The sequence below is a fragment of the Anaerostipes caccae L1-92 genome, from assembly GCF_014467075.1.
In the GTDB taxonomy this organism is placed as follows: Bacteria; Bacillota; Clostridia; order Lachnospirales; family Lachnospiraceae; genus Anaerostipes; species Anaerostipes caccae.
Genome location: NZ_AP023027.1, coordinates 56847 through 82500 on the forward strand (window position 1 = coordinate 56847; position 25654 = coordinate 82500).

A 25654-nucleotide genomic window follows, 5' to 3' on the forward strand; every position below is an offset into this window, starting at 1 on the left:
AACTGACAGGCATAGGAGAACCAGATACGATACAATTCAGAAAGAGGTGTGAATTCTATGGCAAAGATTGAATTACCTGATGTAAAGGATATTTTTTTAGAATACCGGAAAATGCAGCTGTTATATCAGTCAGCGCTGAAAGAGATCGGAACAAAGCTTGAAATTTTAAATGACGAATTTAAATTTGTACACAAATATAATCCGATCGAACATATCGAATCCCGGATGAAAAGTGAAGAGAGTATTGTCCGAAAGCTCATGAAAAAAGGGCAGGACATTACCGTAGAAAACATTGAGAGATATATTGACGATGTGGCAGGGATCAGAGTTATCTGCTCCTTTACCCCGGATATTTACCGGATCGTAGATATGATCTCCAATCAGGATGATATTGAAGTTGTAAAGACCAAAGATTACATGGTCAATCCAAAACCCAGCGGGTACAGGAGTTATCACATGATTGTGAAAGTTCCGATCTTTCTCTCAGATACAGTCGTTCCAACAAGGGTAGAGATACAGATCCGCACGGTTGCCATGGACTTTTGGGCGTCCCTGGAACATAAAATTTATTACAAGTATGACGGACATGCTCCGGAATATATCCGGTCAGAACTTCGGGAATGTGCAGAGATGATCAGTTATCTGGACAGTAAGATGCTGGCCATCAATGAAGAGATTCACAGCCTGAAACAGGAGGATATGCGCAGATAACTTAAAAATTTTGTACCTTTTTTCTCTCCTTTCTCATAGTATATTATCAGTAGAGAAAAGGAGCAGCGAAAATGATGGATCGTGAAGGTTTGGGTGATCTGCCTACATTTGATATGGAGTCTCTTTCCAGAAAGCCGATGGTGATGATGGATGAGCAGGATGAGGACGATTATCAGTACATTACGAAGATGTATGGACCGGTTGCAGGTAAAGTACTTGAGTACATTGAGGATGCCTGCGATCAGCTGGAGTACAAGGGAAGTATGATGTTTGACGAGTATCTGGACCGCACGGGGGTTCTTGTACTTGCCGATCATATCTATGACAAGATCAAGGAAATGGAAAAAGAAGACTGTATTAAAAAAGACCGCCTTCTTTATCAGATGGTCTGCACACTGCTGGGAGGAGAACTCTATCACCGCAGATGCCGTTACAGGAGAAAATGCAGAATGTTTTCTGATTAAAAAACATAAGTATGAAGACAGAGATGCCGCAAAACAGCTGGAGTACAGTTGTTTTGCGGCATCTTTTGTCAGTCGGTGCCGGGTTTGTTCTGCCATGCTTTATAAATTTCTTCCTTTGAGGAAGAAGGATAGAGTCTGATCATACGGCAAATGGAGGCGATAGTCTGAGGATCTTCCTCTAAGGCATCGGCTATCTCTGCCTCAGTTTTTCCTCGCTGCATCTTTTTTTGAACCAGATCAATTACTTTGGTATATTCTCCTTCTTTTCTGCTGTACTCCATCTGGGTGACATAATCTGAAAGATTTTTTTGGCGGAACAAATATTCGTCCATACGTTCAGGATCGCGTTCCAGCAATTCAAGTTCTCTGATGGCTTCTTCAATATAAGGATCTTTTTCTATCATGGCACGTTCCTCCTCTCCCTCTGCGCAAATAAAACATGCCCATTGATATAACTTTTTATGCTCTTCTTTTACTTTTGAAGAGTTCAGTTTTGGCAGCTCAATCACATGAATTTCCCACTGATCGCTGTATAGGCTGTGTCTGCTGTCCTCACTCATATGAAAAGAGGAATAAAAATAATTGGTGTCAGCCAGCTGATTGAAACCAAGAATACTGATATGAATGGTCTTAACACAGTTGGCATAAGCTTCTCCTGATTTTAAATCCTGAGTGTAAATTTTTGCTAAATAGGACAGCGATCTTCTGTCCCAGTGTGTGTAGGGCAGTACCTGCATCTCTATGTTAATTTTTCCGGTCCCTTCCACTACGGTATACAAATCAAGTATGGAAAGCTTTCCTTCCAGAAGATCTTTGGAAAGGTGGCGGTCTTTTATATGAATGGTCCCGATCTTTTCAGGAGGAATATGCAGGATACTGCTTAAAAATCCCCGGAGTATCTTAGGCTGCTTCATGATCTGTGTGAAAGCATAGTCATTTTTAAGTGATATATTGTTAGACTTTTTCATCTTTTGTTATCTCCTTTAGTTTATCATATATGGAAAGTTTTTTCAATATCACCTAGTATTTTACAATATAATCACTAAAATGTCAAATTATGTATTTTGGAGATCCAGAGAGTATTTTTATGAGATAACTAAAAGGATCTCCTTCCCTAGTCTGCACTTTGTTAAATCCTTTTCTGACTCGCTTTGTATTCTGCCGTCTGAAAGCATGTCTTCAAATTCTTTTCTGGATAACTGCAGTTTTTCACGAAGTATTGCCGATACTTTTACATCTGATGCATCATTACTTCTGATATGCAGCCTAACAGGTCCGTCAAATGCAGCACATCCGGTTATCTTGTAATCATATGGACCAATTTTGCAGCCGTTTCGTTTCAACAAATCTGTATTCATAGCATATTTATGGGCAAGTATTTGATCATTGCCGTGGAATTTATCCAGAAGTTCTCTGCTCACTGCTTTGGGATGGATTCTGGATAAGACAGTCAGATTCCATGTGGCTTCACAGCCGGAACATTTATAAATAAGCCAGACGTCCAGGTATTTTCTCTGTGCATTAACCCTAAACTGTCCGGAACTGACAAACTCTTTTTGTCTTCCGCATTTTTTGCAGTATCGCACTGCTGGAGGCGGAGTTAAGTACTGTACCTCCCAGACAACCGTTCTGAGAAACTTATTTTTCATAAAATCTCCTTCCTGTTCTAAATTAGATTAGGAAAGAAAAAAGGCGGATTTTCTAAAATTCGCTTCACAATGTCACCTCCTGAATTAGTTATTCTGAAAAAATTCTATCACTCATTTCCGTCAGTACAAACCTCATCCTTTATTATGAAAAAAAGATGAGCCAATACGGTTTTTATATCCGTATCGGCTCACCTTTACATGTTATGGATCATTTTCTCCTGCCGGATGATTCTTTGAATGCTTTTCAGAGACAGAAAATATTTTTCGGATAATAGATCCTGGCTTTCTCCTGCAAGATACTCACTAAATATTTGTGCATTGCGTTTTTGAAAATACTTTAGAGATGCGGCAGAAGTCCCACGGGGCTTTTTTCTGTCCGATCTTCTTGGTATATAAATGCTCTCCCCTTCTACATATTTTTGGATTTCTTTAAGAAGTTCAAGGGGAAGTATATGTTTTGCTTTCTTATAGCTCATACTGCTCTCCTAAAATAAAAATATTAAATCGGAACAGCAAGGGCTATTTGTCGAGATTGAAACGTTATAAATCATGCTGTTATTCAGCATGGCTGCAAATAGCTCCCTGCTATGCAGCAAAAACAATGGGATCAAGCATATGAATTTTCCTCCTCTTTTATTTATAGTTATTATATCATTTTCTGAAAAAAATAATAGCCTTAGATTATCAGCGCCGAGTCGGAATTCATAATTTGGTCTTTGTAATTTTTTACTATCACCGTCAAGCAGTCTGCTGCTCTTAAAGTTTCCTTAAATTTGTTGTGTTTCCTCAGGAAAACGGATAAAATATACAGATAGGACAGAGAGAATGTTAGGAGGATCTTATGAAGCGGGAAAAAGCCATACCAGCAGCAGTCTTTGGACTGATTTTTATTCTTGCTCTTGGAATATGGAATTATATTTTGATAGGAAAAAATAATCAGGGTGTCAGTGAGACCAGCCAGGCATCCCTGCCTGTGCTGACCATAAACACCGGAGGAAAAGAGATCAATGAACTCCATGGATATACAGAGTCCGTGGACGCATCTTTGATGAGAGATTCCATCACGCCCATGAAGGAGGATAAATTCCAGGTTTTTATGAAACACGGAAACAGCTCTATTGAAGCGCTGGATTATAAAATATATAAAGAGAATAACCGCTCTGCCCTGGAAAAAGGAGTCGTGGCTTTTCAGCAGAAACAAAGCGAAGCGGCAGCGGACATAAAAGTCAAGAGCCGCCTGGAGTCGGGGAAAACATATCTTTTGGCTCTGTCGATAGAGGAAGACGGGCAAACGATCACATATTATACCCGTATTATTTACGGTACCGATCTGCATTTTGCCGAGTGTCTGAAGTTTGCAGAGGAATTCCACGATGCGACTTTAACAGAGGGAAGCTCAGAATATGTAAAAAAATATTTGGAAGTAAAGGATGGAACTATCACAAATGATCTTTCTTTCGTGGATATTTCTTCTAATCAGGAGGCGGTCTGCTATGCATCACTGAAACCAAAAACCGAGCGCATGTACGCGCCGGTCATCAAAGAGGCCAGCTCTAATGTGACATCGGTAGAGTACAGGTTTATTTTGTCTGCGGAAAACAGTAAAGGGATCAAGCAGTATTATCAGGTAAAAGAATACTTCCGCATCAGATATTCCAAAGACCGGATGTATCTGCTCAATTATGAGCGGACACAGAATGCATTTTTCCGCTATGACGCACTGGACCGGGCAAACAACAGAATACTCATGGGTATCACGCAGATGAATCCCGAAGAACTGATCAGCAGGAACAGCGGGCGGAAAGCGGCATTTGTTCAGGAAAATGAGTTGTGGTATTACGATTATAAAAATGCTTCCATGACAAGAGTGTTTTCTTTTGTAGGAGAAGATTACAGAGATTCCCGAAATAATTATCCGCAGCATGGTATCCATGTGATGGAGATGGATAAAAGCGGTAACATTAAATTCATTGTATATGGATATATGAACCGTGGAGAACACGAAGGGAAGAATGGTATCGGGGTCTATGAATTTGAAGCGGAGAGCGGAAAAACAGAAGAGAAAGCCTTTATACCGGTGAAGATTCAGTTTGAAAATTTAAAAGATGAAATCGAAAAAGGAGCATACTTGAGTGACAGCGGAAAGTTCTACTTTGAGCTGGACGGGGCTTACTATCAAGTTGATCTGGACAGCCGGGAGTCAAAGACCATCGCGAAAAATATCAGCAGCGGCATGGTCGCAGTCTCCGGAACCGGAATGCTTGCGATAACGGAAAACGAAACGGCTATACGGATTATAGATCTGGAAAATAACAAAGAGCATAAGATCCGCTGTGAGAAGGGAGAACGGATCAAACCAGTTGGTTTTGTGAAAGACGACCTTGTGTACGGTATCGCAGATGAAGGGGATGTGAAGACAAGAAAAGACGGTTCCATCCAGTTTCCAATGAAAAAAGTAGCAATTGCCGATGACAAAAATCAGGAACAGGCTAAGTTTGAAAAGAGCGGAATCTATGTTACGGACGCAAGGGTAGACGGAACTGTTGTCGTACTCAGTCCGGCCAGACGCTCAGGAACAGGGTACAAAAGCATGAAAGAGGATTATATCCGCTACAAAGATAAGACGGAGGATAAAGCTTCATTGGAATACGGATACACAAGCGACCGTCTGAATCAGGTATATCTTTCATTCCCTGATTATGTATATGTACAGACCGTTCCGAAGTATCTGTCTTCTGCGCTCAGCCAGACTGAGAAAGAGTGCGGCGTATCCTTTGCAGTCAATGAACAGCGGTATAAAAATGCCTATGTTTATGCCGGAGGTTCACTGAAGGGCACTTATACGGATATGGCAAAAGCAATTAAAGAAGCCCAGAAAAATGCAGGGGTGGTGGTCAATTCAAGCCAGCTGTACCTGTGGGAAAAAGGCGTCATGAAAAGCTATGGAAAAGTGGCAAATATCCCAATGGTGAAGGCGGAGTCCAAAGACGAGACCGGAATTGCCTGTGTGAAAATGATCACAGATTCCGAGGGAAAAGATGTCACCTATGGTCAGCTGAAGCGGAGTAAAAAAGATGTTTACGGCATGCTGTATGATTCCATGGATAAAATGGCAGCGGATTACACCGGGTGTAAATTTGAAGACGTCCTCTACTGCATCAGCAAGGGAAGGCCGGTCATTGCCAAAAGAGCCAACGGCACATTTATTCTGGTCATGAGCTATAACAATACAAAGATCAGATATTTTGATCCTCTGAAGGAAGAATCTGTTCAGGCGGAACGGTCTTCTATGGAGAGAGAATTTAAAAAGGCAGGCAGTGTATTTTACAGCTATGCGAAATAGAGAAGGTGAGACATGAAGTTTATACACGTTGGAGACCTCCATCTCGGAGCCTGTCCGGAAGCAGAGAGGGGATGGGGGGAAGAGCGGAAAAAGGATATTGAGCAGAGTCTCAGCGAAGTCATTGCGCTGGCCAATGAAGAACAGGCAGACTTCCTGTTTCTGTGTGGGGATATCTTTCACAAAAAACCATCCTTGAGGGATTTAAACAGGCTGGATTCTTTTTTGTCCCAGCTGGCATGTACCAAAGTTTTTATGATTGCGGGAAATCATGATTTTATTGACGAAGAATCGGCATATCTGCGATATCGTTTTTCGGCTGATGTGCATCTGTTCACTGAAAGAGAGCTTACGAGAGTATACGAAGAGGTACAGAATACCTATATCTACGGTCTCAGCTATCACAGCAGGGAAATTACAGAGCCTTTATATGATGAGGCAGGGCCCGGGAAAGAAGAAGGGATTCATATTCTGTTAGGGCACGGAGGAGACGGCACACACAGTCCAATAGATTTTCACAAGCTGAAATGGTCAGGATTTGACTATGCCGCGTTAGGCCATATTCACAGACCTGAAATGATATCAGAGGATCTGATCGCCTACGGCGGCAGCCTGGAACCGTTAAACAGGACGGAGACAGGGCGCCGCGGAATCTTTTTGGGAGAAATCACAGACGAAAAGAAGGTCGTCCGTTTCCTGCCCATCAATCAAAAAAGTTATGTGGAAGTACGGGTGGACCTGACAGAAGATATGGATGAACAGGAAATTCTCTGTGCTGCGGAAGAAGAGATGAAGCTGCTGGGGGAAAACCAGATGTTTACGCTGTTCCTTCAGGGCTCAAAAAGAGCAGAAATTCGTCCTGATTTTGATCTGCTCGGAGCAGAATACAGGATCGTGGATATTGTTGATAAAACAAGGGGTAGCTGTACAGAAGAATCGCTGCTGGAATCCAACAAAGATAATATTATCGGCGCCGTACTGCGCCGCCTTGAGGGGATGCCGGAAGCGTCGCACTTTGCAGGGGAAGCATTTGAGCAGGCATCCAGGGGATTATATCAGAAGCGCCGGTCAGAAAAACGGGAGAGCAGATCTGCTTTTTATATTCGGAATATTTATATCGACGGTTTCGGGAAATTCTGCGGAAAAGAATTATCCTTTGTACCTGGATTAAATATTGTATATGGACCAAACGAGAGCGGGAAGACTACAATCAAAGAGTTTATCGTTCATATGCTGTTTGGTTTGGAAAAATCCAGAGGCATTGCGGCGAGATCTGATGCATATACTATATATACGCCGGTTTATGGAGGAAATTACGGAGGCGTCATGGAGATTGCAGCGGACGGACATGCCTGGCTGCTTGAGAGAAGGTTCCGGGCGGGAGAAAAGTCTCTTCATCTGTATGATAAAGAATCAGGTGAAGAAGGTGATCTCTCAAAGCTGTATACCCTGAGCCTCGGTGCATATAAGGATTCTTTCTGTATTCAGGAAGGGGACATCCCTCCGTCAGGGAATCTCTCTATGGAACTTACCAACTATACATCCAATCTGACAGGCAGTAATACGGCAGATATAAAAATTGATCTGGCCCTGAAGGCCTTGAAAGAAAAGAAGAGTCTGCTGAGACGAAAAAGCAGAGAGGAATCGATTCTTCTGACAGAGAAGAGGGAGCGTTATTTGAAGGCTCCCGAGTCTGGTGATCAGGGCCGAAAGCCGCGGAGTATCCCGTTGTTTTTGGCAGCTGCAGCTGTATTTGCAGCGGCTGGCTTTGTTCATCTGGGCTTCTTTGCAGGCTGTGCGGTATTTCTGGTGTTATCGGTTCTTTCGGTTCAGTCAGAAAAGAAGGAAACGACAGAACGGGAGGACTTTAAGGAAGAATTAAGAAGAGACTACCAAATTCTTAAAGAACAGACAGACCGTACAGAATATAATATAAATCAGGCAGATGCGGCCATTCAGGCTGTTTTAGATGCCGCCGGGGAATTCCGGGAAAATCTCGGAGAACAGTTTAACAAAAAGGTCAGTGAGATCGTCAGTTATCTTACGGGAGGAGTGTACGAAAAAGTAAAAATTGATGAATCACTGTCTTTTATGGTAAAATATAAAAACAGGTTTATTGATCTGAAGTATTTAAGCGCGGGAACCGTAGAGCAGATTTACCTGGCTGTGAGGCTTGCCGCGGGAGAGATTCTATATCCGAAGGAACCAGTTCCGGTTCTGATGGATGATATTTTCGGCAACTTTGATGATGAAAGGACCCGGAGAGCGCTTGATTATTTGAGCAGGCATTCCGGCAGGCAGCTGATCTTATTTACATGTAAGAAAGAGCTGTTTCATCAGCTGGACCGGAAGAATCAGAAAATCCACTGGATTTCCTTAGAGGAAACCAGAGAATAATGAAAGGTGGAGAATATGGCTGAAGAAACAAAAGAGACAAAAAAAGTCATTTCCAAAGAGAAAAAACCCAAAAAGAAGAAAAAGAAAAGAAAGATTCTTTTAAAGATCTCCATTGTTTTTCTTCTTCTGGTGGTTATCGGCTGGTTCACCATCGGAATGAAAGTCATGAAGCTGAGGGCAGAGGCTAAGGATCTGGTAGCCAACACTTCAGAGCAGACATTTAAGGCAACCCAGACGAGTGTCGTCTATGATACGAATGGGAAGGTGATCACCAAACTGAAAGGTGAGAAGGATGTCTATTATCTGAAGTATAAAGATCTGCCGGTTTATGCGGTAGCGGCAATGATTTCCGTGGAGGACAATAATTTTTACAAACATAATGGAGTAGACTTCAGGGGTATCGCCAGAGCAGCAGTATCCTTTGTTACAAATAAGGGAGAAGTTACTCAGGGAGGAAGCACGATCACACAGCAGCTGGCAAGGACTGTATTCCTGACTCGGGAGATTTCCTGGCAGCGCAAGGTCAAAGAAATGTTTGTGGCATGGGGTCTGGAGAAGGAGTATTCCAAGGACCAGATCATGGAGTTTTACCTGAACAACGTTTATTTTGCAAATGGCTATTACGGAATTCAGGCTGCCAGCAAAGGCTATTTTGATAAGGATGCCAAGGACCTGACCATGTCAGAAGCGGCATTTTTGTGTGCGGTTCCGAATGCGCCGAACATGTATGAACCCTATCATCATAAAGAAAAGACATTGACAAGGCGAGACAAGATCCTCAAAGATATGTATAAGCAGAACCTGATCACCAAATCTCAGAGAGATGAAGCTCTGAGAGAAAAGATCACACTGAAAAAGAAAAAGACTGAACAGAAAAGAAATTATATTGAAACTTATGTAATTCACAGTGCTACAAAGGCACTGATGGAAAAGCAGGGATTTGAGTTCCGTTATGTGTTTGACTCTGACGAAGACAAACAGGATTACGATGAAAAATATAATAAGTCTTATGCTGAGTGTAAGAGAACCTTATACAGTGCAGGATATCAGATTCATACATCCATTGACCTGAATGCTCAGAAGGAACTTCAAAGCAGTATCGACAATGCTCTGAGCGGATATACGGAGAAGGATAAGAACAAGGTTTACAAAGTCCAGGGCGCCGGCGTCTGTATTGACAATGAGACAGGCAAGGTAGCAGCCATCGTAGGAGGCAGATATCAGAAAAATGCAGGATTAGGCCTGAATCGTGCTTATCAGAGTCCGAGACAGCCGGGAAGTGCAATTAAGCCGATCCTTGTCTATGCTCCTGCTATGGAGAGGGGATATGGACCGGGTTCTATTGTAAATGACAATCCAATGAACCCCAAAGACAAACACAGGGTCCGGAATTCCGGAGGTTCCTATTCAGGAAGTATAACACTGAGGCGTGCATTGGAGAAATCAAGCAACGTGGCTACGATGAGGCTTTACGAGGAGATTGGGCCGAAATCCGCTCTCCGGTATCTGGAAAAGATGAACTTTAAGAGTCTCGATGAAAATGACTATAAGTATTATACAACCTGCCTCGGCGGTTTCACCTATGGAACTACGGCTGAGGAGATGGCCAGCGGATATGCGGCACTTGCCAATCAGGGTGTGTTCAGAGATCCGACCTGTATTGTGAAGATTGAGGACTCTGACGGTGAGACTGTGGTCTCCAATCCATCCAAGAAAAGAACGGTTTACTCAGCCAATACGGCTTCTATGATGAGCAGCGTTTTAAAGAGTGTTATCACCAACGGTACAGGACGGGGGGCAAAGGTTCCCAATGTAGATACCGCGGGAAAAACAGGTACTACAACAGACAACAAGGACGGCTGGTTCTGCGGATATACCCCTTACTACACAACTGCAGTGTGGGTAGGAAGGGATGACAGCAGGGTAATGGCCAACCTGAGCGGTTCCGGTTATCCTAAGACTATCTGGAGCAATTTTATGAATGAACTCCACAAAGAGTTTTCAGGAGGCAAAAAGCTGAATTCCTATGAAGGCGGAGGCGGCACAGACATGCCGGCTACAGGCCAGACAACAGCAGGTACGACAGAAAAGGGAAGTACGAAAGGTACAACCCAGACAACGACTCAGGCGACTACCCAGGCCACAACCCAGGCGACCACTCAGGCAACGACCCAGGCCACAACAGCAGCGACACAGCAGCAGACCGGCGATGACCGGCGCGGTGCCGGAAATGATGAATAAATAAACAAAGGCAGCAGACTTAAAATAATTAGTCTGCTGCCTTTTGCTATATTGCTGATAAGTTTATAAATGATTCTTTTCCAAATATTCTTTGATGCGCTCGGTTGGGTCCAGGAGTTCGCTGATAGACCCGTTGTGGTTCAGCGTATCGATCAGCAGAGCCACATATTTGCTCACGTCTGAAGATACATACCAATCACGCTCCAACAGTTCCGGTGTCTGGTAAGTAAGATTGGTTGTGATAACCTTTTCTATGATACCTTCTTCCACAGCCTTGTCGAAGACATCAAGTCCGTTTGTAAACAGACCGAAGGTAGAAAGACAAAATACACGCCGCGCTTTTCTGGCTTTCAGTTCTTTGGCCACATCGATCATACTCTCTCCGGAAGATATCATATCGTCCAGGATCAGAACGTCCTTGCCTTCCAGGGAAGCTCCCAAAAATTCATGGGCCACGATAGGATTGCGGCCGTCTACGATAGTAGAATAATCTCTGCGCTTATAGAACATACCCACATCGACGCCGAGGACATTGGCCATATAGATGGAGCGCTGCATAGCACCCTCATCCGGGCTGATGACCATCAGATGATCGCTGTCAAAATTGACTCCGTCACACTGCTCAACCAGAGACTTTACAAACTGGTAAGTGGGCTGTACTGTATCAAAGCCGCTGTTTGGAATGGCGTTCTGTACACGAGGGTCATGGGCATCAAATGTAATGATATTCTGTACTCCTAAATGAATCAGCTCCTGAAGCATCATAGCACAGTCCAGAGACTCTCTGGTGCTTCTTTTGTGCTGACGGCTTTCATACAGGAAAGGCATGATGACACTGATTCTCTTGGCTTTGCTGCCGCTGGCAGCAATGAGCCTTTTTAAATCCTGAAAATGATCATCCGGGGACATAGAGTTCTGATGACCGCACAGGGAATACTTGATGCTGTAATTCAGCACATCAACGAGAATGTACAAATCGGTTCCGCGGACAGATTCACGGATGATTCCTTTTGCTTCTCCGGAGCCGAAGCGGGGACAGCCGGCATCCAGCAGATAGCTTTCCTTGTAATACTCATCATATCCGGGCATATTCTGATAGCGGGGGGCTTCATCTCCGCGCCAGCCTGTAATATACTTGTCAATCAGATTGCCAAGGCTTTTGCAGCTCTCCATAGCGATGATGCCAAGATTGCCGTCGGGAAGGGTTTTAAAGTTTCGGTCAGATCGTCTCATTATAAATCTCCTTTGTAGTTTGTTCACTCTTTTTATATCACTCCCGAAGCGATTCCGTCAAGGCTTGCGGGAAAAAGATTTCTTTAAACGGATATCCTCGCCGTATATTTGGCAGATGGTATAGTTCTCAATAATTCTGGAGAAAATCCGTTCCGTATAGCGGTCTTTTAAATTACGCATAGATAAGTTTGTTGAAATAAGTGTTGATTTACCGCTCAGCTGCCGTTCATTCAGGCAGTGAAACAGCTGGGAAGTTATGAAGGCATTGTTAAGCTCTGTCCCCAGATCATCTATAACCAGCAGGTCACAGTGAAAGATAAGCTGGTAGGACATAGGGAGATGATCCTTACGCTTTTGATATGCCTGGGAAGTCAGAATATCAAACAACTGAAATGCGGTCACATAGACACAGGTATAGCCCTTATCCATGATTTCTTTCGCGATACAATGGCTTAAAAAGGTCTTCCCGGTGCCGGTGGAACCGTGCAGCAGCAGGTTTTCCCTGGAAGGAAAATGTCCGATGAAATCACGGCATTTTTTCAGCACAGCATGAATATTCTGTCTCGGAGAAGGACGTCCGTCCTCCAGAAGCTTATCAGAATAATATTGATCATTGAAACGATAAAAATTCTCTTTTTCAAGAATTTGCTGCATATTGGAATCAGAATAGATCAGGCGAATCACAGCCTGACGGAAACAATGGCACTTTTCGGTACCGATATATCCGGTATCTTTACAGTCGGGACAAGTATAAACAGGGTCCAGATAATCCTCAGGATATCCGTGATCTAAAAGAAGCCGGCGCTTTTGGTCAGCCAGCTTCTGATTCTTTTGCCTGCAGATATCCATTGAATTATGATCTTTGGATGCGATCAGCTGTTTTCCCAGGAGAACAGCGTTGTGGGCCATCTCCCGGTCCAGATCCCTCATCTGAGGAATCTGTGCATAGACCTCACGTTTGCGTTCTCTGGAGAGATTGTAGCCGCTGAGCCGGTTCGCCTCGTACATCCTCATGATTTCCTGATATTGTTCATTGGTCAGGGACATCTCAGTCCTCCTTTACAGGGTGTATCTGCTTTTCAAAAAGCTGTTTTTCCAGCTCATCATAGTCATAGTCACGTTCTTCAAAATTGTGGAACTGGTTGTTTGGCTGCGGGGCTGCGGCTTTGGATACAGTACCCGGGCGGCTTTCCAGTTTCTTTACATCATCCAGTGAAACCACATGGTTGTCCTTCCACTTTTTCAGAATACTGTCGGTATACTGAAATTTAGGCTGGCCGATGGAGCGGATCGTGCGGTTGCATGCTTCAATGACGATGCTTAAGTCAAAACCGTCGGTCTTGAGCCAGCGCTTCATATATTCGATCTGAGCCGGTGCGGGCTGGTTATTCAGTCCGAAGGCATGCATGATCTGATAATACTCTTTCTGATAGTTCTGGCAGTGAAGCTTGGCCTCGTCTGCTGTGCGGATGCCCTCCTGATACCAGGCAATCGCTACGGTCTGCATATAGCGGAAATTTTTCTTGCCGTTGGATACACAGTAATCTACTAAGTGTTCGATCAGCTCCGGTGACATCGCAAGGTCATCGTAGAAGTAAGAGAGAGTATTCAGATCATTGGCGGTGAGCGGACGCCCTATGTACATTTCTGCGATATAGATCAGATAAGAAAACTTATCGTCCTTATTTTTCTGGGCCAGCTGTGACGGAGTCAGCGTCCTCAGGGCCGGAACTGCCTTAGCTTTCGCAGCCGGAGCAACGGCAGCGGGTTCCACTGCCGGTACTTTCGCAGGTTTTTCTTTTTCCGGCTCCATGAGATCGTCCGCGTCAATCGTCAGGGCCGTGGAAACGGGGAGCAGTTTGATGGAACGGATCTCTCCGCCATCCATGACCAGGTCCAGGAGATTTTCTTTTTTCCAGTACTTCAGGGCGCGGCAGATATCACGCTCCGTAAGTTCCAGCAAATCTGCCAGACAAGATATATTAAACTTCTGGCCGTTAGAAACCATGCGCAGGAGGTAAATATAAACCTTCACATATTCTCCGTTGGCTTTGATCATGTAGTAGTCTACGAAGGCATTCGGTAATAAAGTTCCCCCGGTCGGGTATGTTGTCGTTACGTTAATACTGCTCATAAATCCATCTCCCTAATATTAGTCAATACGTCTCTTTCTTTAATCTAAAAGAACTATAACGCAGACCGAATAAATTGTAAATAGCAGCTCTTTTCACAGAGTAATCCACAAAATAATTGTGGAAACTGTGGATAACGTGGATAAGTAAATGGAATCCGCAGAAAGACAAGCCTCACTTTAAAAATCTTGATGTGGAAAAAATAAAGAAAAATCCACAGGAAAAGTTATACACAATTGTGTATAACCCTGTGGATAACGTGGATAACTATTTCTTAACTAACTCATTGCCGATAGAATCAACATTTCCGGCCCCCATAGTTATCAACAAATCATTTTTTTTGCATTTTTTTAAAATAAATTCTTCTATCGCATCAAAATCCTTGATATATCGAACGTCAGTACCGGTTTTTTCGATTTTATCTGCTAAGTCTCTGGCGTGGACCATGCCGGTGTCTTTTTCCCGGGCAGCATAGATATCGGTAATGATCACATGATCGCATTGGCTGAGAGCCTCGGCGAATTCATCTAAAAAGGCATTTGTCCTTGTATAGGTATGCGGCTGGAAGACGCACCACAATTCTTTGTGAGGATAATTTTTGCAGGCATTTAATGTTGCTTTGATCTCCGTAGGGTGGTGGGCATAGTCATCAATGACGGTAAAGCCCCCGCAGGTCCCTTTATATTCAAATCTCCGCTTGGCACCGGAGAAAGTCAGGAGACCGGCTTTTACAGTATCTATGGAAAGTCCGAGGAAATCAGCAACGGCTGCGGCAGACAGCGCATTATTAATATTATGCAGGCCGTTCACATTTAATGACAGGGAATCTACAAAAGTTCCTTCTTTGTACAGGTCAAAGTGTCCATGGCCCATAGAGTCATAGGAAATATTTTTAGCCGTATAGGTAAATTCATCGTTATCAATGCCGTAGGTCACATACTTGGCTTTGAGCCCTTCTACGATATAAGAAATGTCATCAATCTCCCCGTTCAGGACGAGCAGGCCGTCTTCCGGGAGCTTATGAGCAAACTTTTTGAAGGAATCACGGATTTCATTAATATCATGGAAAAAGTCCATATGGTCTTCTTCTATATTTAAGATAATGCTGATCTTCGGAAAAAATTCGAGAAAGCTGTTCGTATACTCACAGGCCTCTGTCACAAAGACATTGGAATGGCCGACGCGGATGTTGCCGTCAATAATGTCCAGAATCCCCCCCACAGTGATGGTTGGATCTGTCTCTCCGGCCAGCAGGATGTGTGAGAGCATAGAAGTCGTGGTTGTTTTGCCGTGGGTTCCGGATACTGCCACTGCATTTTTATAATTGTGCATCATTTGTCCGAGCAGAGTCGCACGCTTCATAAGAGGGATGCCTTTCTGCAGTGCGGCTTTGTATTCTTCATTTTCCGGATGGATGGCCGCAGTATATACCACCAGGTCAATATCATCTGTGATATTTTCCGCGACTTGCCCTAAAAAGACTTTGGCGCCTAAAGAACTCAATTTTTCGGTGATATCGGAGGAACGGATGTCGGAACCGGAAACAGTAAATCCTTCTTTGAGAAGGATTTCGGCAAGACCGCTCATGCTGATGCCGCCGATCCCCATAAAATGAATATGAATTGGTTTCTTGAAATCTATTTGATACATAGGAATTCCTAACCTTTCTCTGATTTTAAAAAAAGTGTTTTTTCTATTATAGTGCACAAAAAAATAAGTTGCAAGGAAGGAAATGAGAAACAGGAGGTTCCGGCAAAAAAGGTGTACAGAATGATGGAAATATCGTCGTATTTTGTACTGCCAAATAGTAAAATACGATAATATCAGCGAAAATATATAATAATATTTGTTCACATTTCACGAAAGAGATGCTATAATAAACATTATCTAAGATAGTATGTACGATGTTGATCCCTGCACAAGCATCAGGATCGGCTTCCAATTTGGATTTTGGAAGGCGGCAGGTGCTTTGTTTTAGAGTATAGATGTATACAGTGGGAGTCATAGTATGGGCAGAACGTGTTGAGAGTGGGGATATTTTGCGGCACTGAAAAGGGAAGGTGATAGAGTAAAAACGGCCGCACAACAGATCATTAGCTAAAGTTTTGAAAACTAGGAGGAAGACAACATGCAAATTACAGATGTACGTATCAGACAAGTAGCAAAAGAAGGGAAAATGAAAGCAGTCGTTTCTATTACGATCGATAATGAATTTGTAGTACATGATATCAAAGTCATCGAAGGAGAAAAGGGCCTGTTCATTGCAATGCCAAGCCGCAAAGCTGCCGATGGGGAATACCGTGACATTGCCCATCCGATCAATTCGGCAACGAGAAACACGATCCAGACCATGATCCTGGAACAGTATGAGGCCATGAGACTTGGAGACATAGACGCAACTCAGCCGGAAGAGGGAGCAGAGTAAACACTTAATTCTAAATACTATGATTGTCCATAAGTAACAGGAACGGGAGATCCGCCGTTCGCTGATCAGTAGATTAAGACAGTATATAACATGACTTTCAGAGCCGTGCCATATGCTGTCTTTTTGCGTTTCAGATGATTTTCTGTTATGCTGTAACAAAAAATCAGAAGCGGGTTAATATATGGATGATACATCAAGAGAAAATGCATTTAATTTGTTATATGACGAAAGTTATGAAGAGATGCTCAAATTTATGAAGGGGTTTTTTTATTGGGACTGGGAGGAGGCCTATGATGTCCTTCAGGAAGTATATCTGACGGCATATGAAAAAATAGACAGTCTTTCAGAGCATGAAAATCCTGTCGGATGGCTGAAACAGACAGCAAAATACAAAACATATCATGTGTTTGAGAAGAAAAATAGGATAGACGAGATACTGACAGACGAGAATATAATGTCATTAAACCAAAAGTTTGAGGACGATTACAGCGGACTGCTGGAAACGGATCTTAAAAATGTACTCTCGGAAGACGAATTTCGTCTTTTCTATGATTTTTATATGAAAGGATTTACGATCAATGAGCTTGCGGGATTCAGGGAAAGCACAGATCAGGCGGTAAAATCAAAACTTGCAAGAATACGAAAAAAAGCAAGGAAACAGCTGTTTATTCTTATTATGTTTGGCTGAATAAAGTCAATTTAAACGACACCTTCGCGTGTTTTTTGGGGATATAGATATGTAACCTTAAAATTCATGCGAAAGGAGCCGAAATGAGAAGGAAGGAATTTGAACAGTTACTAGAGAAAGCGGTTGGGAAATTTGTAGAGGAAATCCATCCGGAGGATATAGAAGAGGAAACATTATCAGAGGATGTAAAAGAAAAAATAAGGTCAAAAATTACAGATATTAATAAGACCCAGAAATAATCCGTAAAAATCGTCGGTTCTTGGTTATGATTCACATATATAAAATTATCTGTTACAATAAATAGAAAATTCACAAAACATAGAACAGGTACAAAGGATGAAAAATTTTATAATCAAGAGATGGGCTTTTGAATGGATTACAGAATTTTTTAAATCCCAATCAGATCAAGAGAAGTTACTGCATATAGAACTTATATTAGAATGTATGGAGCCCTTAAAAGATGAAGGTAAGCTTGATAAGGAAGCATTCTACTGCGGACATATAGAAAGAAGAAGCTTATTAAAAATAAGAAGAAGGAAGAGGTACTGCTCGATTGCAGCAAAGGCAGCGGTATTTCTTCTTGTATTTATACTTTCAGCGCAGGTGATATGTTATGCGATAACAGGAAAGTCTATTTTTCGTTACATTAATAAAAAAAACGAAAAGACGACAGAAGTTCAGATTGAAATAAATGATCCTTCAGGGGAATCGCCTGCTGATCAGCTGATAGAGACGATAAAAGGGTTTGTTGCACGAAACATAACAAAAGATAATGGGGCAGAATCAGGAACTAATTTTCGGGTATCTACCTGGGAGGAAGTAAAGAATAATTATAAGCGGGATGTAATGTATCCAAGATATATGCCTCGCGGATGGAGACTGCAAAATATCCTTGTTAATGTTCTTGACAAGAAAGTCATAGGTATTATAGCATCTTACAGCAGGGGAGAGGCTGTGTTGTATTACTCTTATTACGATCACAGCGGAACAACAAACGGTTCTGAAAAAATTCTTTTTGGAGAGGAAAAAACAAAAGTAAAAATACTTAAAGTTGCTGGAGGTGAATTCAGCTTTTATAAGGGAGACAGAACTTTATCGGTACTGGGACATGTGAATCAATTTGAAATGAATATTGAAGGAATGATCAGTATATATGAAGCTGAGAAAATTGCTAAATATATCAAATAGAAACAGGACAAAGCACTTTGACTTTGTCCTGTTTTTGCTTTTATCACGGTAAAAGAGCATTAACAACAGATTGTAAAAACTTCGCCAGCCATTTTTTATGAGAGAGAGAATGAGGTCCAGCGAAATAATCACAATCTGTTGTTAATGCTCTCTATAATAGTAACTGAAATAATATGGAAATAGTGAAACATATTCGCAAGTTTCGTTAAAAAATGCAGAAAGACCAATGTTATTATGAATTCATGGTACTCTCTGCTCACTGAAGCTCAGATACTTATAATCTTAGCTTTTAACAAGAGGGGTAGATTCAACCATTAAAGCAGGTTTCCGCACCCGCTTAACCAATTTTTTAGAATGGTTTGTGATTTGGATGGTTTTCCTTTCTTTAATATTATAATAGTTAATATGTTCTTAGGAATAATGATTGAAAAAATACCCCTCTATAATAGAAACTGTTTTTAGAGCAAAAAGGTGAATATTTTTTAAAAAGTGCTGTCAAATAATTTTTAACAGCACTTTTTTAAATTCAGTAAGGATTTTAATATTTATTAATTATTTTCTGGTTTTTGTTTTTGTAAATGTGTCTGAATTTATAAGTTTTCCATTTTTAGATTTATAAATATAGGCCTTGCTATAAACTCGATACTTATATCCTTTAGACACATAGTAGCTTCTACTGTACATATTATCTGACTTACTAGTACATGTACCACTCGTTAAAGTTGTCCAGGTTTTATTTTTATAACGTTGAAGTTTCATTGTAATTTTACAATAGTATTTCGAATTACTTGCACATACAAGAGTGTAAAAATGAGCAATACCTGATTTGTCAATTTGCAGATCTATATAGGCGTCACGAAATCCTGTCCAACTATTAGACATAAAATTGGGTTTTAACATAAATGAAGTTATCGATTGATTACTGTATGAAACCTCGGGTGTAGAGCTAGCTTCTGCAGGAACTGAAATTAACAGAATTGATAGTACTAAAACAAGTGACATTATTAAATGTTTTAAATATTGTTTCATAATTCCTCCCATTATCCTTACTACTTGAATAACTGATGTAGTTAGATAATGGTGAAATCATGAATTATCTGAGTGTGTTTACTTGTGTAGTTAAGTGGAAGAAGTATATTTTATAAAAAAATGTACAAAAAAAGGAACCCAAATTTTTTAGGTTCCTTAAAATATTAATTATATTCAACGCCTTCTGCTATTTTTAATAATTCATCTTTAGAAAGAGTTCCATTTAGTTTATAAATAGTCTTGTGTTTATACCATAAAAGCTGACTAAAAGTATCATCTATGTAATAGTATTCAATATTATTTCTTTTAATTATACTGTAATCATTTTTATTCATATTACTATAATTCTTTGCAGAAGTATTTAAAATAATATTTAAATAAATTATGTTCGATGATTTATCTTTAAATTTATATAATATATGTGTATTATTCTCACTTACCTTTTTTTCAGAGAAAGAGTATCCAGGTGGCAAGTAATTAAAATTAAAATCTTTGTTTTCTCCATGTGTTTGAATCTGAATTCTTGTCCGATTCTGGGAACTACGTTTATTAAATATAAAATTCATAACTGGCTCTCTGAAAGCCTCAACACTCATCAAAGTAACAGAAGCCATAGTAAGCAGTACCACAAACACAGCCGCAATCCGCCGTGCACTGATAAACCTGCGTTTTCTGTTTGCCCTTTTCCTGGCCGAGGAAAATATGGTGTCAATTTTTTGATTTAATTGATCCGACAGTTCCTCTTCAGGAATATTATCAGGGGAGATTTCGTCGGTCCATCTGCTTGCACCATACTCGATGATATGGTCAAACAATTCTTCATTTTTGTCTTTTTTATCGTTTGTACTCATAACTCAATCCCTCCTTCTCAAACAGAGCACGTAAGGAACTGCGGGCTAGACTGCAGCGCTTCTTTGCAGTCAGTTCCGAAATTTGTAATAGCGTTGCTATTTCCAGAAAGCTGAATCCATAATAATAGTACAGGATAAGAACTGTCTGCTGGTTCGTTGGCAGCCTGCCAATCTTATCTACCATTACATTTAAGTCAATATATTCCATGTAATAATCATTAGGATCAATCAAGTATTCTGAATCTTCGCCGTCCTCGTAAGTCAATTCTTCGTGATTATTTCTGCTCTCAACCTTGATCATGTCATACGCTGTGTTGCGAACTATGACATATAAAAACGTAAAGGCCTTTTCATCGGGCAATTCTAAAATCTTTTCAGAGTACAGCAACGCTTTCTCGAAAACATTTTGAAGTACATCTTCAGCCAACGTATCATTATGAATATATTGCTTTGCTACATATTTCAGCTTAGGCGCATACTTGTTGTAGAGCAGTTCAATATAATCAACAGCGCTCTTGGTAGGAGGTTTATTCTTCCGCCGTTTCATTTTCATTCTCTCCCTTTTTCCCCCGTTTATGGTTTCTCTCTATATCTCTCATTATAGATAGGTTTTCCGGTATTGTAAAGCTTGTACAAAAAAAGCCTGTAGAAATATTCTAAAGGCTTTGGTCTTCTTCGATAACCTGGACCTCCAAGAAATCAAAGTCAATATCTTCAATAAAACTGTCATGATAAAATCTTGTTTTATCGTGGGTCATAAATTCCTTTTTGTTCGCCTCCAGCCAGAGAGGTTTCGGCAGATCAAACTCATAACAAATGTCTTCAAGAGCCTTATATACCTTTCGGGTACGGTTCAGACCGGCATCTTCCACACTGATTACGGTGTCTTTCAGCAGCCGGTTGCTTTTCATTAGTTTTCCCCACATACGGAACATTGGTTTTACCTGCTTTCTATTTGAAATATATTAAGTATAATAGAAGATAAATATAAAACAGTCAATATTGTAGTGAGAGAGAAAATGATTTAAAATGACGTTAAAGAAGAATATTGAGGAGAAGATCGAATGAAGGTTTTAAAGAGGTTCTTTATTGACGGATTGTCCGGGATGGCGCAGGGGTTGTTTGCGACTCTGATTATCGGGACGATTCTGGAACAAGTTGGACTGCTGATAGGCGGAAATATCGGACAAGTCCTGGCAGTTGGTGCGGCAGCGGCCAAAGTACTGACCGGGGCCGGGATTGGCGTGGGAGTTGCCTCACGTTTTCAGGAATCGGTTCTGGTAACCGTTTCATCGGCATGTGCAGGAATGATTGGAGCATATGCATCAAAAATTATGGCGGGAACCCTGATTGTCAAAGGGGCTGTCGTCCTCTCTGGTCCGGGGGAACCTCTGGGCGCTTTTTTGGCTGCCTATGTAGGAATTGAACTGGGACGCCTGATCTCTGGAAGGACACAGCTGGATATCCTGCTTACACCAATTACAACCATTTTATCCGGGGGTGCCGTAGGTCTGTTTCTCGGTCCATGGATCAGTCAGCTGATGGCGCGATTGGGCGACCTTATCCGGTGGGGTACGGAGCAGCAGCCGTTTTTGATGGGTATTGTAGTATCAGTTCTGATGGGGATGGCACTGACTCTGCCGATTAGTTCAGCCGCGCTGGGAGTCATATTAAATCTCTCAGGAATTGCTGCGGGAGCTGCTGCAGTTGGATGCAGCGCTCAGATGATAGGATTTGCAGTGGCGAGTTTCAGAGAGAACAGGGTGGGAGGCTTAATTGCTCAGGGAATCGGTACATCGATGCTTCAGGTTCCAAACATCGTCAGAAAACCGCTGATCTGGATTCCGCCGATCCTCACCAGTGCTGTGCTGGGACCTGTTTCTACTATAATATTGAAGATGACAAACAATGCCATTGGTTCCGGGATGGGGACAGCCGGATTAGTAGGGCAGATTATGGGATATAAGACTATGGTGGCCGGCGGGGTTTCTCCGGCCGCAACCGCAGTCATGATCATTGGAATGCATATCATTGCTCCTGCACTGCTGACTTACTTTATATCAGAAGGCATGCGCCGGATGGGCATTATAAAACAGGGGGATATGAAACTGAATATGTGACATCTTTAAGTCGTTGCAGCATGTTTCGCAAAATACCGGACAGAATCCTCTACTCCGCATGCAATATAAGAGGAGAGTTCCATGACCGTGTGAAGCCTTGTGGTCTGTATGGTGTTAAAGTTGGTCTCTGATGTGAAATTTACGATGCCGGTAATCGAGATATCTCCTACAGGCGGCAGTTCTTTGTCTACACCCTGTCCGGGAAACAGCGGCATGGAAGACACGGTCACATAGCCAACATGATCAGCAGAACCCAGACACGCATCGATGGCGATAACAAAGGGCTCCCTGAACGAGCGGTAAATTTCGGCCATAGTCTGAGTAAGATTTCCGGCATGTACCGGCTGTGACAAAGTTCCGAAGACTTTATAATAAGAAGATGTCATTAACTGATGGCCTACCAAGGGCCCAAGACAGTCACCGGTAGCACGGTCTGTTCCCACACACAGGACGACTACCTGCTGGCTGTCTTTTTTCTGCATTTGAATCCGGCGGATCAAATCTGCCTGCAGTAAAGCACCCGCTTCTCTGTCTTTGGGATTAAAATAGGATATTCGGTCTGAAATGCGCATTGCGTTCTCCAATCATTTCTTAAATATCATTTTTCGCCGTATAAGACGCTCCATATAGTTTATACATAAAACAAAAAAGTATACCGTCCCAATACGTACTTCCCACATGGGCAAAATTATTTTCTTCAGTCGACGCCCTTTGATAAAAAAATTGAAAATACTGTGGTAAAGTCTTTGGTATTAAAGAGGAAAGGGAGGCTTTTTCGTGAGAGCAGAAAATCAGTTGCCGAAGAACATCAGACAGATCGGCGGGCCTGTGGGAACAACAAAAGTTTATATCGAAGATTTTGTAGTTACATTTTTAAAAGCATTGACGACGGACAAAAACACTTTTGTAAGAGGGGCTATATTATTTGGAGAAAAAAAGAGTATTGATAATGAGACTGTGATATTTATCAGAGGAGCTGTGGAAGGGCAGAATATAGAGCTGGATTTGGACGAGACCGTATTTGACGATAAGGTTTGGCGGGAAATCTATCAGAAGAAAGAACGTTTCTTTCCGGATCTGGAGGTGATCGGATGGGCGCTTTCCAGAATGGGATTCTCGGTAAGGCTTAATGATAAGATAAAGAAGACTCATTTTGAAAATTTTCCGGGTGACGGGAAAGTGCTGTATATGACAGATCACCTGGAGGGGGAAGATGCATTTTACGTATACCGCGGACAAGATCTGGTGAGACAGAGCGGTTATTACATATACTATGAAAAAAATCCGATGATGCAGGAATACCTTATTGAGCGGAATCAAAAATTAAAAGAAGCTGTATCTTATGAATCCATGCTGGAAGCCAAGAGAGATGAAAAAATTGTGCGGCAGTTTCGGACAATCGTCCAGGAGAAGCAGAAAAGCAGCAAGACAAAGGACATGATGAAGCGGCTTTCCTCCAGTGCGGCAATGCTCCTTGTCCTGATCTTAGCCGGAGGAATGTTCTATTATTCCAGATTGGATAACAGTTCCTCCTTTGGCGACGCGATTCATGGGGCGGTGGAGACCATGGGAAAAGGCGTGAAGGACAATGTTTCAATGGAGGAAGAAAACAAGGGGTCAGGCACAACCACGAAACAGCTGCCGGCCAGCACCGAAAAAGCGGACGGGACAGAGGCGGGCACGACAGCGGACGAGAAAAAAACAGAAGCCGGCACAACCGCAGCCACTGCGTCAACACAGAAATCTACGCAGTCCATGGAACACAGCCAAACTTATGTCGTCAAAAAAGGGGACAGTCTGGTATCCATTTCCCGCAGAATGTATGGAACCAGAAAATATATGTATAAAATACTGGATGCAAATAAGATTGGGCCGAAGGAGCGTATCTATCCCGGACAGAAACTAATTATTCCTAGTATAACAAAGTAAAATCATGTATAATAAAGCGTGATATTGATAATGTTAAATAAAAATACAGGGGTTTTACAATGAACCATAGGATAAAATCAGGTTTTTCCCTCTATACAAACAGCAGGGAAGCAATGCAGAATTCTATTTTGAAAAAACAGATCCGCAAAAAACAGAGGATCATTCTTGGGGGGATTTTGTGTGTGGTACTGTTTGCAGTCTTCCTGGCATACAGATATCGGACTTACCACATGCTCAAGACAGAACGGACAGTGGCAGAACATGTGGATTCCGGGACGAAGTCCTTTGCATATAAAAATGGCTCCATAAGTTATAACGAAGATGGGATTTCGTTTATCGACGGTGACGGTAAAGTAGAGTGGGAGAAGGCTTATTCCATCAAGAATCCGATTGTTACATACTGTGGAGATTATATCGCAGCTGCATATAAGAACGGGAATGAGATTCTTCTATATGACAGTACCGGAAAAGTAAAAAGATTTTCCGCCTCATATGCGGTCAGTGATGTAGAAGTTGCGGAACAGGGAGTGATCGCCGCAGTTTTGCAGGGAGATAATGAAAATTATATAGAGCTTTACGATGCTTCTCAAAAGAAGCTGGTAACGATCAAGACGACGATCGATGAAAATGGATATCCGCTGGATATTGACCTGTCCGAAGACGGCACGATGCTGGCTGTCAGTTATCTGGTAGTGGACGGACTGCAGACGAAGAACCGGGTAGCGTTTTATGATTTCGGAGAAAAAGGGCAGGAAAAAGAAGACCGGCTGCTGGCGGGATTTGACTTTAAGGATACTGTGATCCCAAAGATTCAATTTATGGGAAAAAATACGGTTTGTGCGTTTGGTGATAATAAAACAATTATTTTTAACACAAAAGACACACCTTCGAAACAAAAAGAGATTAAAATAAATTCCAGGATCAAAAGTATTGCTGCGGATGATTCCCATTTTGCCCTGATTCTTGAGAATAAAAAGAAGTCTTCCAAAGAGCAGTATCTGGTACAGGCCTATAACCGTTCCGGCAGAAAGGTTATGGAGAGAGAGATTAAGACAGAATTCTCGGATGTGTACCTTGGCCCGGACGGAGTACTGTTTGTGGGAAATTATCATTGCTCTATGATAAATTATGCAGGCCATGAGATGTACCAGCAGAATTTTAAGAAAAGGATTCAGGCCATGGCGCCCACCGGGAAAGCGGAACGGTACTTGATTACATTTGAAGATAAAACACAGTTGGTTAGATTACGTTAGATGG

General features: G+C 41.9%; 24 protein-coding genes. 12 read left to right on the forward strand and 12 right to left on the reverse strand.

Features of this window, described 5'->3' with window-relative positions; genetic code table 11:
* The first annotated feature begins 57 nt into the window (after positions 1-57).
* Positions 58-711, forward strand: coding sequence for a GTP pyrophosphokinase (locus tag ANCC_RS00295; protein WP_006568013.1), 654 nt, complete (start codon positions 58-60; stop codon positions 709-711).
* A 71-nt stretch (positions 712-782) separates the two neighbouring features.
* On the forward strand, positions 783-1175 hold the full coding sequence (locus ANCC_RS00300) for a hypothetical protein (protein WP_006568012.1): 393 nt from the start codon (positions 783-785) through the stop codon (positions 1173-1175).
* Between the two features lie 68 nt (positions 1176-1243).
* Here ANCC_RS00300 and ANCC_RS00305 read toward each other — a convergent pair whose 3' ends face one another.
* The 3 genes from ANCC_RS00305 to ANCC_RS00315 all read right to left on the reverse strand — a co-directional run bounded on the left by ANCC_RS00305 (position 1244) and on the right by ANCC_RS00315 (position 3300).
* Positions 1244-2143, reverse strand: a complete 900-nt coding sequence (locus tag ANCC_RS00305; RefSeq protein ID WP_156340570.1) for an Rpn family recombination-promoting nuclease/putative transposase — start codon at positions 2141-2143, stop codon at positions 1244-1246.
* A gap of 117 nt (positions 2144-2260) precedes the next feature.
* On the reverse strand, positions 2261-2824 hold the full coding sequence (locus ANCC_RS00310; protein ID WP_006568009.1) for a DUF1062 domain-containing protein: 564 nt from the start codon (positions 2822-2824) through the stop codon (positions 2261-2263).
* Positions 2825-3018: 194 nt separating this feature from the next.
* Complete coding sequence (locus ANCC_RS00315; RefSeq protein WP_006568008.1) at positions 3019-3300, reverse strand: CD3324 family protein; 282 nt, start codon at positions 3298-3300, stop codon at positions 3019-3021.
* A 365-nt stretch (positions 3301-3665) separates the two neighbouring features.
* Here ANCC_RS00315 and ANCC_RS00320 point away from each other — a divergent pair, with 365 nt between their 5' ends.
* From ANCC_RS00320 to ANCC_RS00330, 3 genes are read left to right on the forward strand one after another with little or no spacing between them, the layout of a single operon-like run.
* Positions 3666-6167 carry a hypothetical protein gene (locus ANCC_RS00320; RefSeq protein WP_006568007.1) on the forward strand — a complete coding sequence of 834 codons (2502 nt, stop codon included), beginning with the start codon at positions 3666-3668 and terminating at the stop codon, positions 6165-6167.
* 12 nt (positions 6168-6179) lie between these two features.
* Positions 6180-8561 (forward strand): DNA repair exonuclease, encoded by a 2382-nt coding sequence (locus ANCC_RS00325; RefSeq protein WP_006568006.1) that lies wholly within the window; start codon positions 6180-6182, stop codon positions 8559-8561.
* Positions 8562-8576: 15 nt separating this feature from the next.
* Positions 8577-10802: a transglycosylase domain-containing protein gene (locus ANCC_RS00330; protein ID WP_006568005.1), complete on the forward strand. Its 2226-nt coding sequence runs from the start codon at positions 8577-8579 to the stop codon at positions 10800-10802.
* 63 nt (positions 10803-10865) lie between these two features.
* On the opposite strand, the gene ANCC_RS00335 is transcribed toward ANCC_RS00330, so the two are convergent.
* The 4 genes from ANCC_RS00335 to murC all read right to left on the reverse strand — a co-directional run bounded on the left by ANCC_RS00335 (position 10866) and on the right by murC (position 15817).
* On the reverse strand, positions 10866-12035 hold the full coding sequence (locus ANCC_RS00335; protein WP_009291251.1) for a ribose-phosphate pyrophosphokinase: 1170 nt from the start codon (positions 12033-12035) through the stop codon (positions 10866-10868).
* A 57-nt stretch (positions 12036-12092) separates the two neighbouring features.
* On the reverse strand, positions 12093-13082 hold the full coding sequence (locus ANCC_RS00340; protein WP_006568002.1) for an ATP-binding protein: 990 nt from the start codon (positions 13080-13082) through the stop codon (positions 12093-12095).
* Between the two features lies 1 nt (position 13083).
* Positions 13084-14169 carry a DnaD domain protein gene (locus ANCC_RS00345; RefSeq protein ID WP_009291253.1) on the reverse strand — a complete coding sequence of 362 codons (1086 nt, stop codon included), beginning with the start codon at positions 14167-14169 and terminating at the stop codon, positions 13084-13086.
* 265 nt (positions 14170-14434) lie between these two features.
* Complete coding sequence (gene murC, locus ANCC_RS00350; RefSeq protein ID WP_009291254.1) at positions 14435-15817, reverse strand: UDP-N-acetylmuramate--L-alanine ligase; 1383 nt, start codon at positions 15815-15817, stop codon at positions 14435-14437.
* 478 nt (positions 15818-16295) lie between these two features.
* On the opposite strand from murC, the gene spoVG reads away from it, so the two are divergent.
* The 4 genes from spoVG to ANCC_RS00370 all read left to right on the forward strand — a co-directional run bounded on the left by spoVG (position 16296) and on the right by ANCC_RS00370 (position 18468).
* Positions 16296-16592 (forward strand): septation regulator SpoVG, encoded by a 297-nt coding sequence (gene spoVG, locus ANCC_RS00355; protein ID WP_006567998.1) that lies wholly within the window; start codon positions 16296-16298, stop codon positions 16590-16592.
* Between the two features lie 181 nt (positions 16593-16773).
* Entirely contained in the window at positions 16774-17280 is a 507-nt protein-coding gene (locus tag ANCC_RS00360; RefSeq protein WP_006567996.1) for an RNA polymerase sigma factor, read from the forward strand.
* Positions 17281-17363: 83 nt separating this feature from the next.
* Positions 17364-17519 carry a hypothetical protein gene (locus tag ANCC_RS00365; protein WP_006567994.1) on the forward strand — a complete coding sequence of 52 codons (156 nt, stop codon included), beginning with the start codon at positions 17364-17366 and terminating at the stop codon, positions 17517-17519.
* Between the two features lie 97 nt (positions 17520-17616).
* Positions 17617-18468 carry a DUF4367 domain-containing protein gene (locus tag ANCC_RS00370; RefSeq protein ID WP_006567993.1) on the forward strand — a complete coding sequence of 284 codons (852 nt, stop codon included), beginning with the start codon at positions 17617-17619 and terminating at the stop codon, positions 18466-18468.
* 552 nt (positions 18469-19020) lie between these two features.
* Here the strand turns inward: ANCC_RS00370 and ANCC_RS00375 are convergent.
* From ANCC_RS00375 to ANCC_RS00390, 4 genes are all read right to left on the reverse strand, one after another.
* Positions 19021-19497 (reverse strand): hypothetical protein, encoded by a 477-nt coding sequence (locus ANCC_RS00375; RefSeq protein ID WP_039946869.1) that lies wholly within the window; start codon positions 19495-19497, stop codon positions 19021-19023.
* 164 nt (positions 19498-19661) lie between these two features.
* Positions 19662-20348 carry a DUF4367 domain-containing protein gene (locus tag ANCC_RS00380; RefSeq protein WP_006567991.1) on the reverse strand — a complete coding sequence of 229 codons (687 nt, stop codon included), beginning with the start codon at positions 20346-20348 and terminating at the stop codon, positions 19662-19664.
* A complete protein-coding gene (locus ANCC_RS00385; RefSeq protein ID WP_009291260.1) occupies positions 20332-20895 on the reverse strand; it encodes an RNA polymerase sigma factor in 564 nt (187 codons plus the stop codon). Before ANCC_RS00385 ends, ANCC_RS00380 begins: the two co-directional genes overlap by 17 nt.
* A gap of 109 nt (positions 20896-21004) precedes the next feature.
* Positions 21005-21283, reverse strand: coding sequence for a hypothetical protein (locus ANCC_RS00390; RefSeq protein ID WP_006567989.1), 279 nt, complete (start codon positions 21281-21283; stop codon positions 21005-21007).
* A gap of 129 nt (positions 21284-21412) precedes the next feature.
* Between ANCC_RS00390 and ANCC_RS00395 the strand changes: the two genes are divergently transcribed.
* On the forward strand, positions 21413-22468 hold the full coding sequence (locus ANCC_RS00395; RefSeq protein ID WP_006567988.1) for a PTS sugar transporter subunit IIC: 1056 nt from the start codon (positions 21413-21415) through the stop codon (positions 22466-22468).
* 5 nt (positions 22469-22473) lie between these two features.
* Here ANCC_RS00395 and yyaC read toward each other — a convergent pair whose 3' ends face one another.
* The gene (gene yyaC / locus ANCC_RS00400) at positions 22474-23040 is read right to left on the reverse strand and encodes a spore protease YyaC (protein WP_006567987.1); all 567 of its coding nucleotides are present in this window, start codon (positions 23038-23040) and stop codon (positions 22474-22476) included.
* 205 nt (positions 23041-23245) lie between these two features.
* On the opposite strand from yyaC, the gene ANCC_RS00405 reads away from it, so the two are divergent.
* Entirely contained in the window at positions 23246-24397 is a 1152-nt protein-coding gene (locus ANCC_RS00405; RefSeq protein WP_156340575.1) for a LysM peptidoglycan-binding domain-containing protein, read from the forward strand.
* 59 nt (positions 24398-24456) lie between these two features.
* Positions 24457-25650 (forward strand): DUF5711 family protein, encoded by a 1194-nt coding sequence (locus ANCC_RS00410; RefSeq protein ID WP_006567985.1) that lies wholly within the window; start codon positions 24457-24459, stop codon positions 25648-25650.
* The last annotated feature ends 4 nt before the right edge of the window (positions 25651-25654 follow it).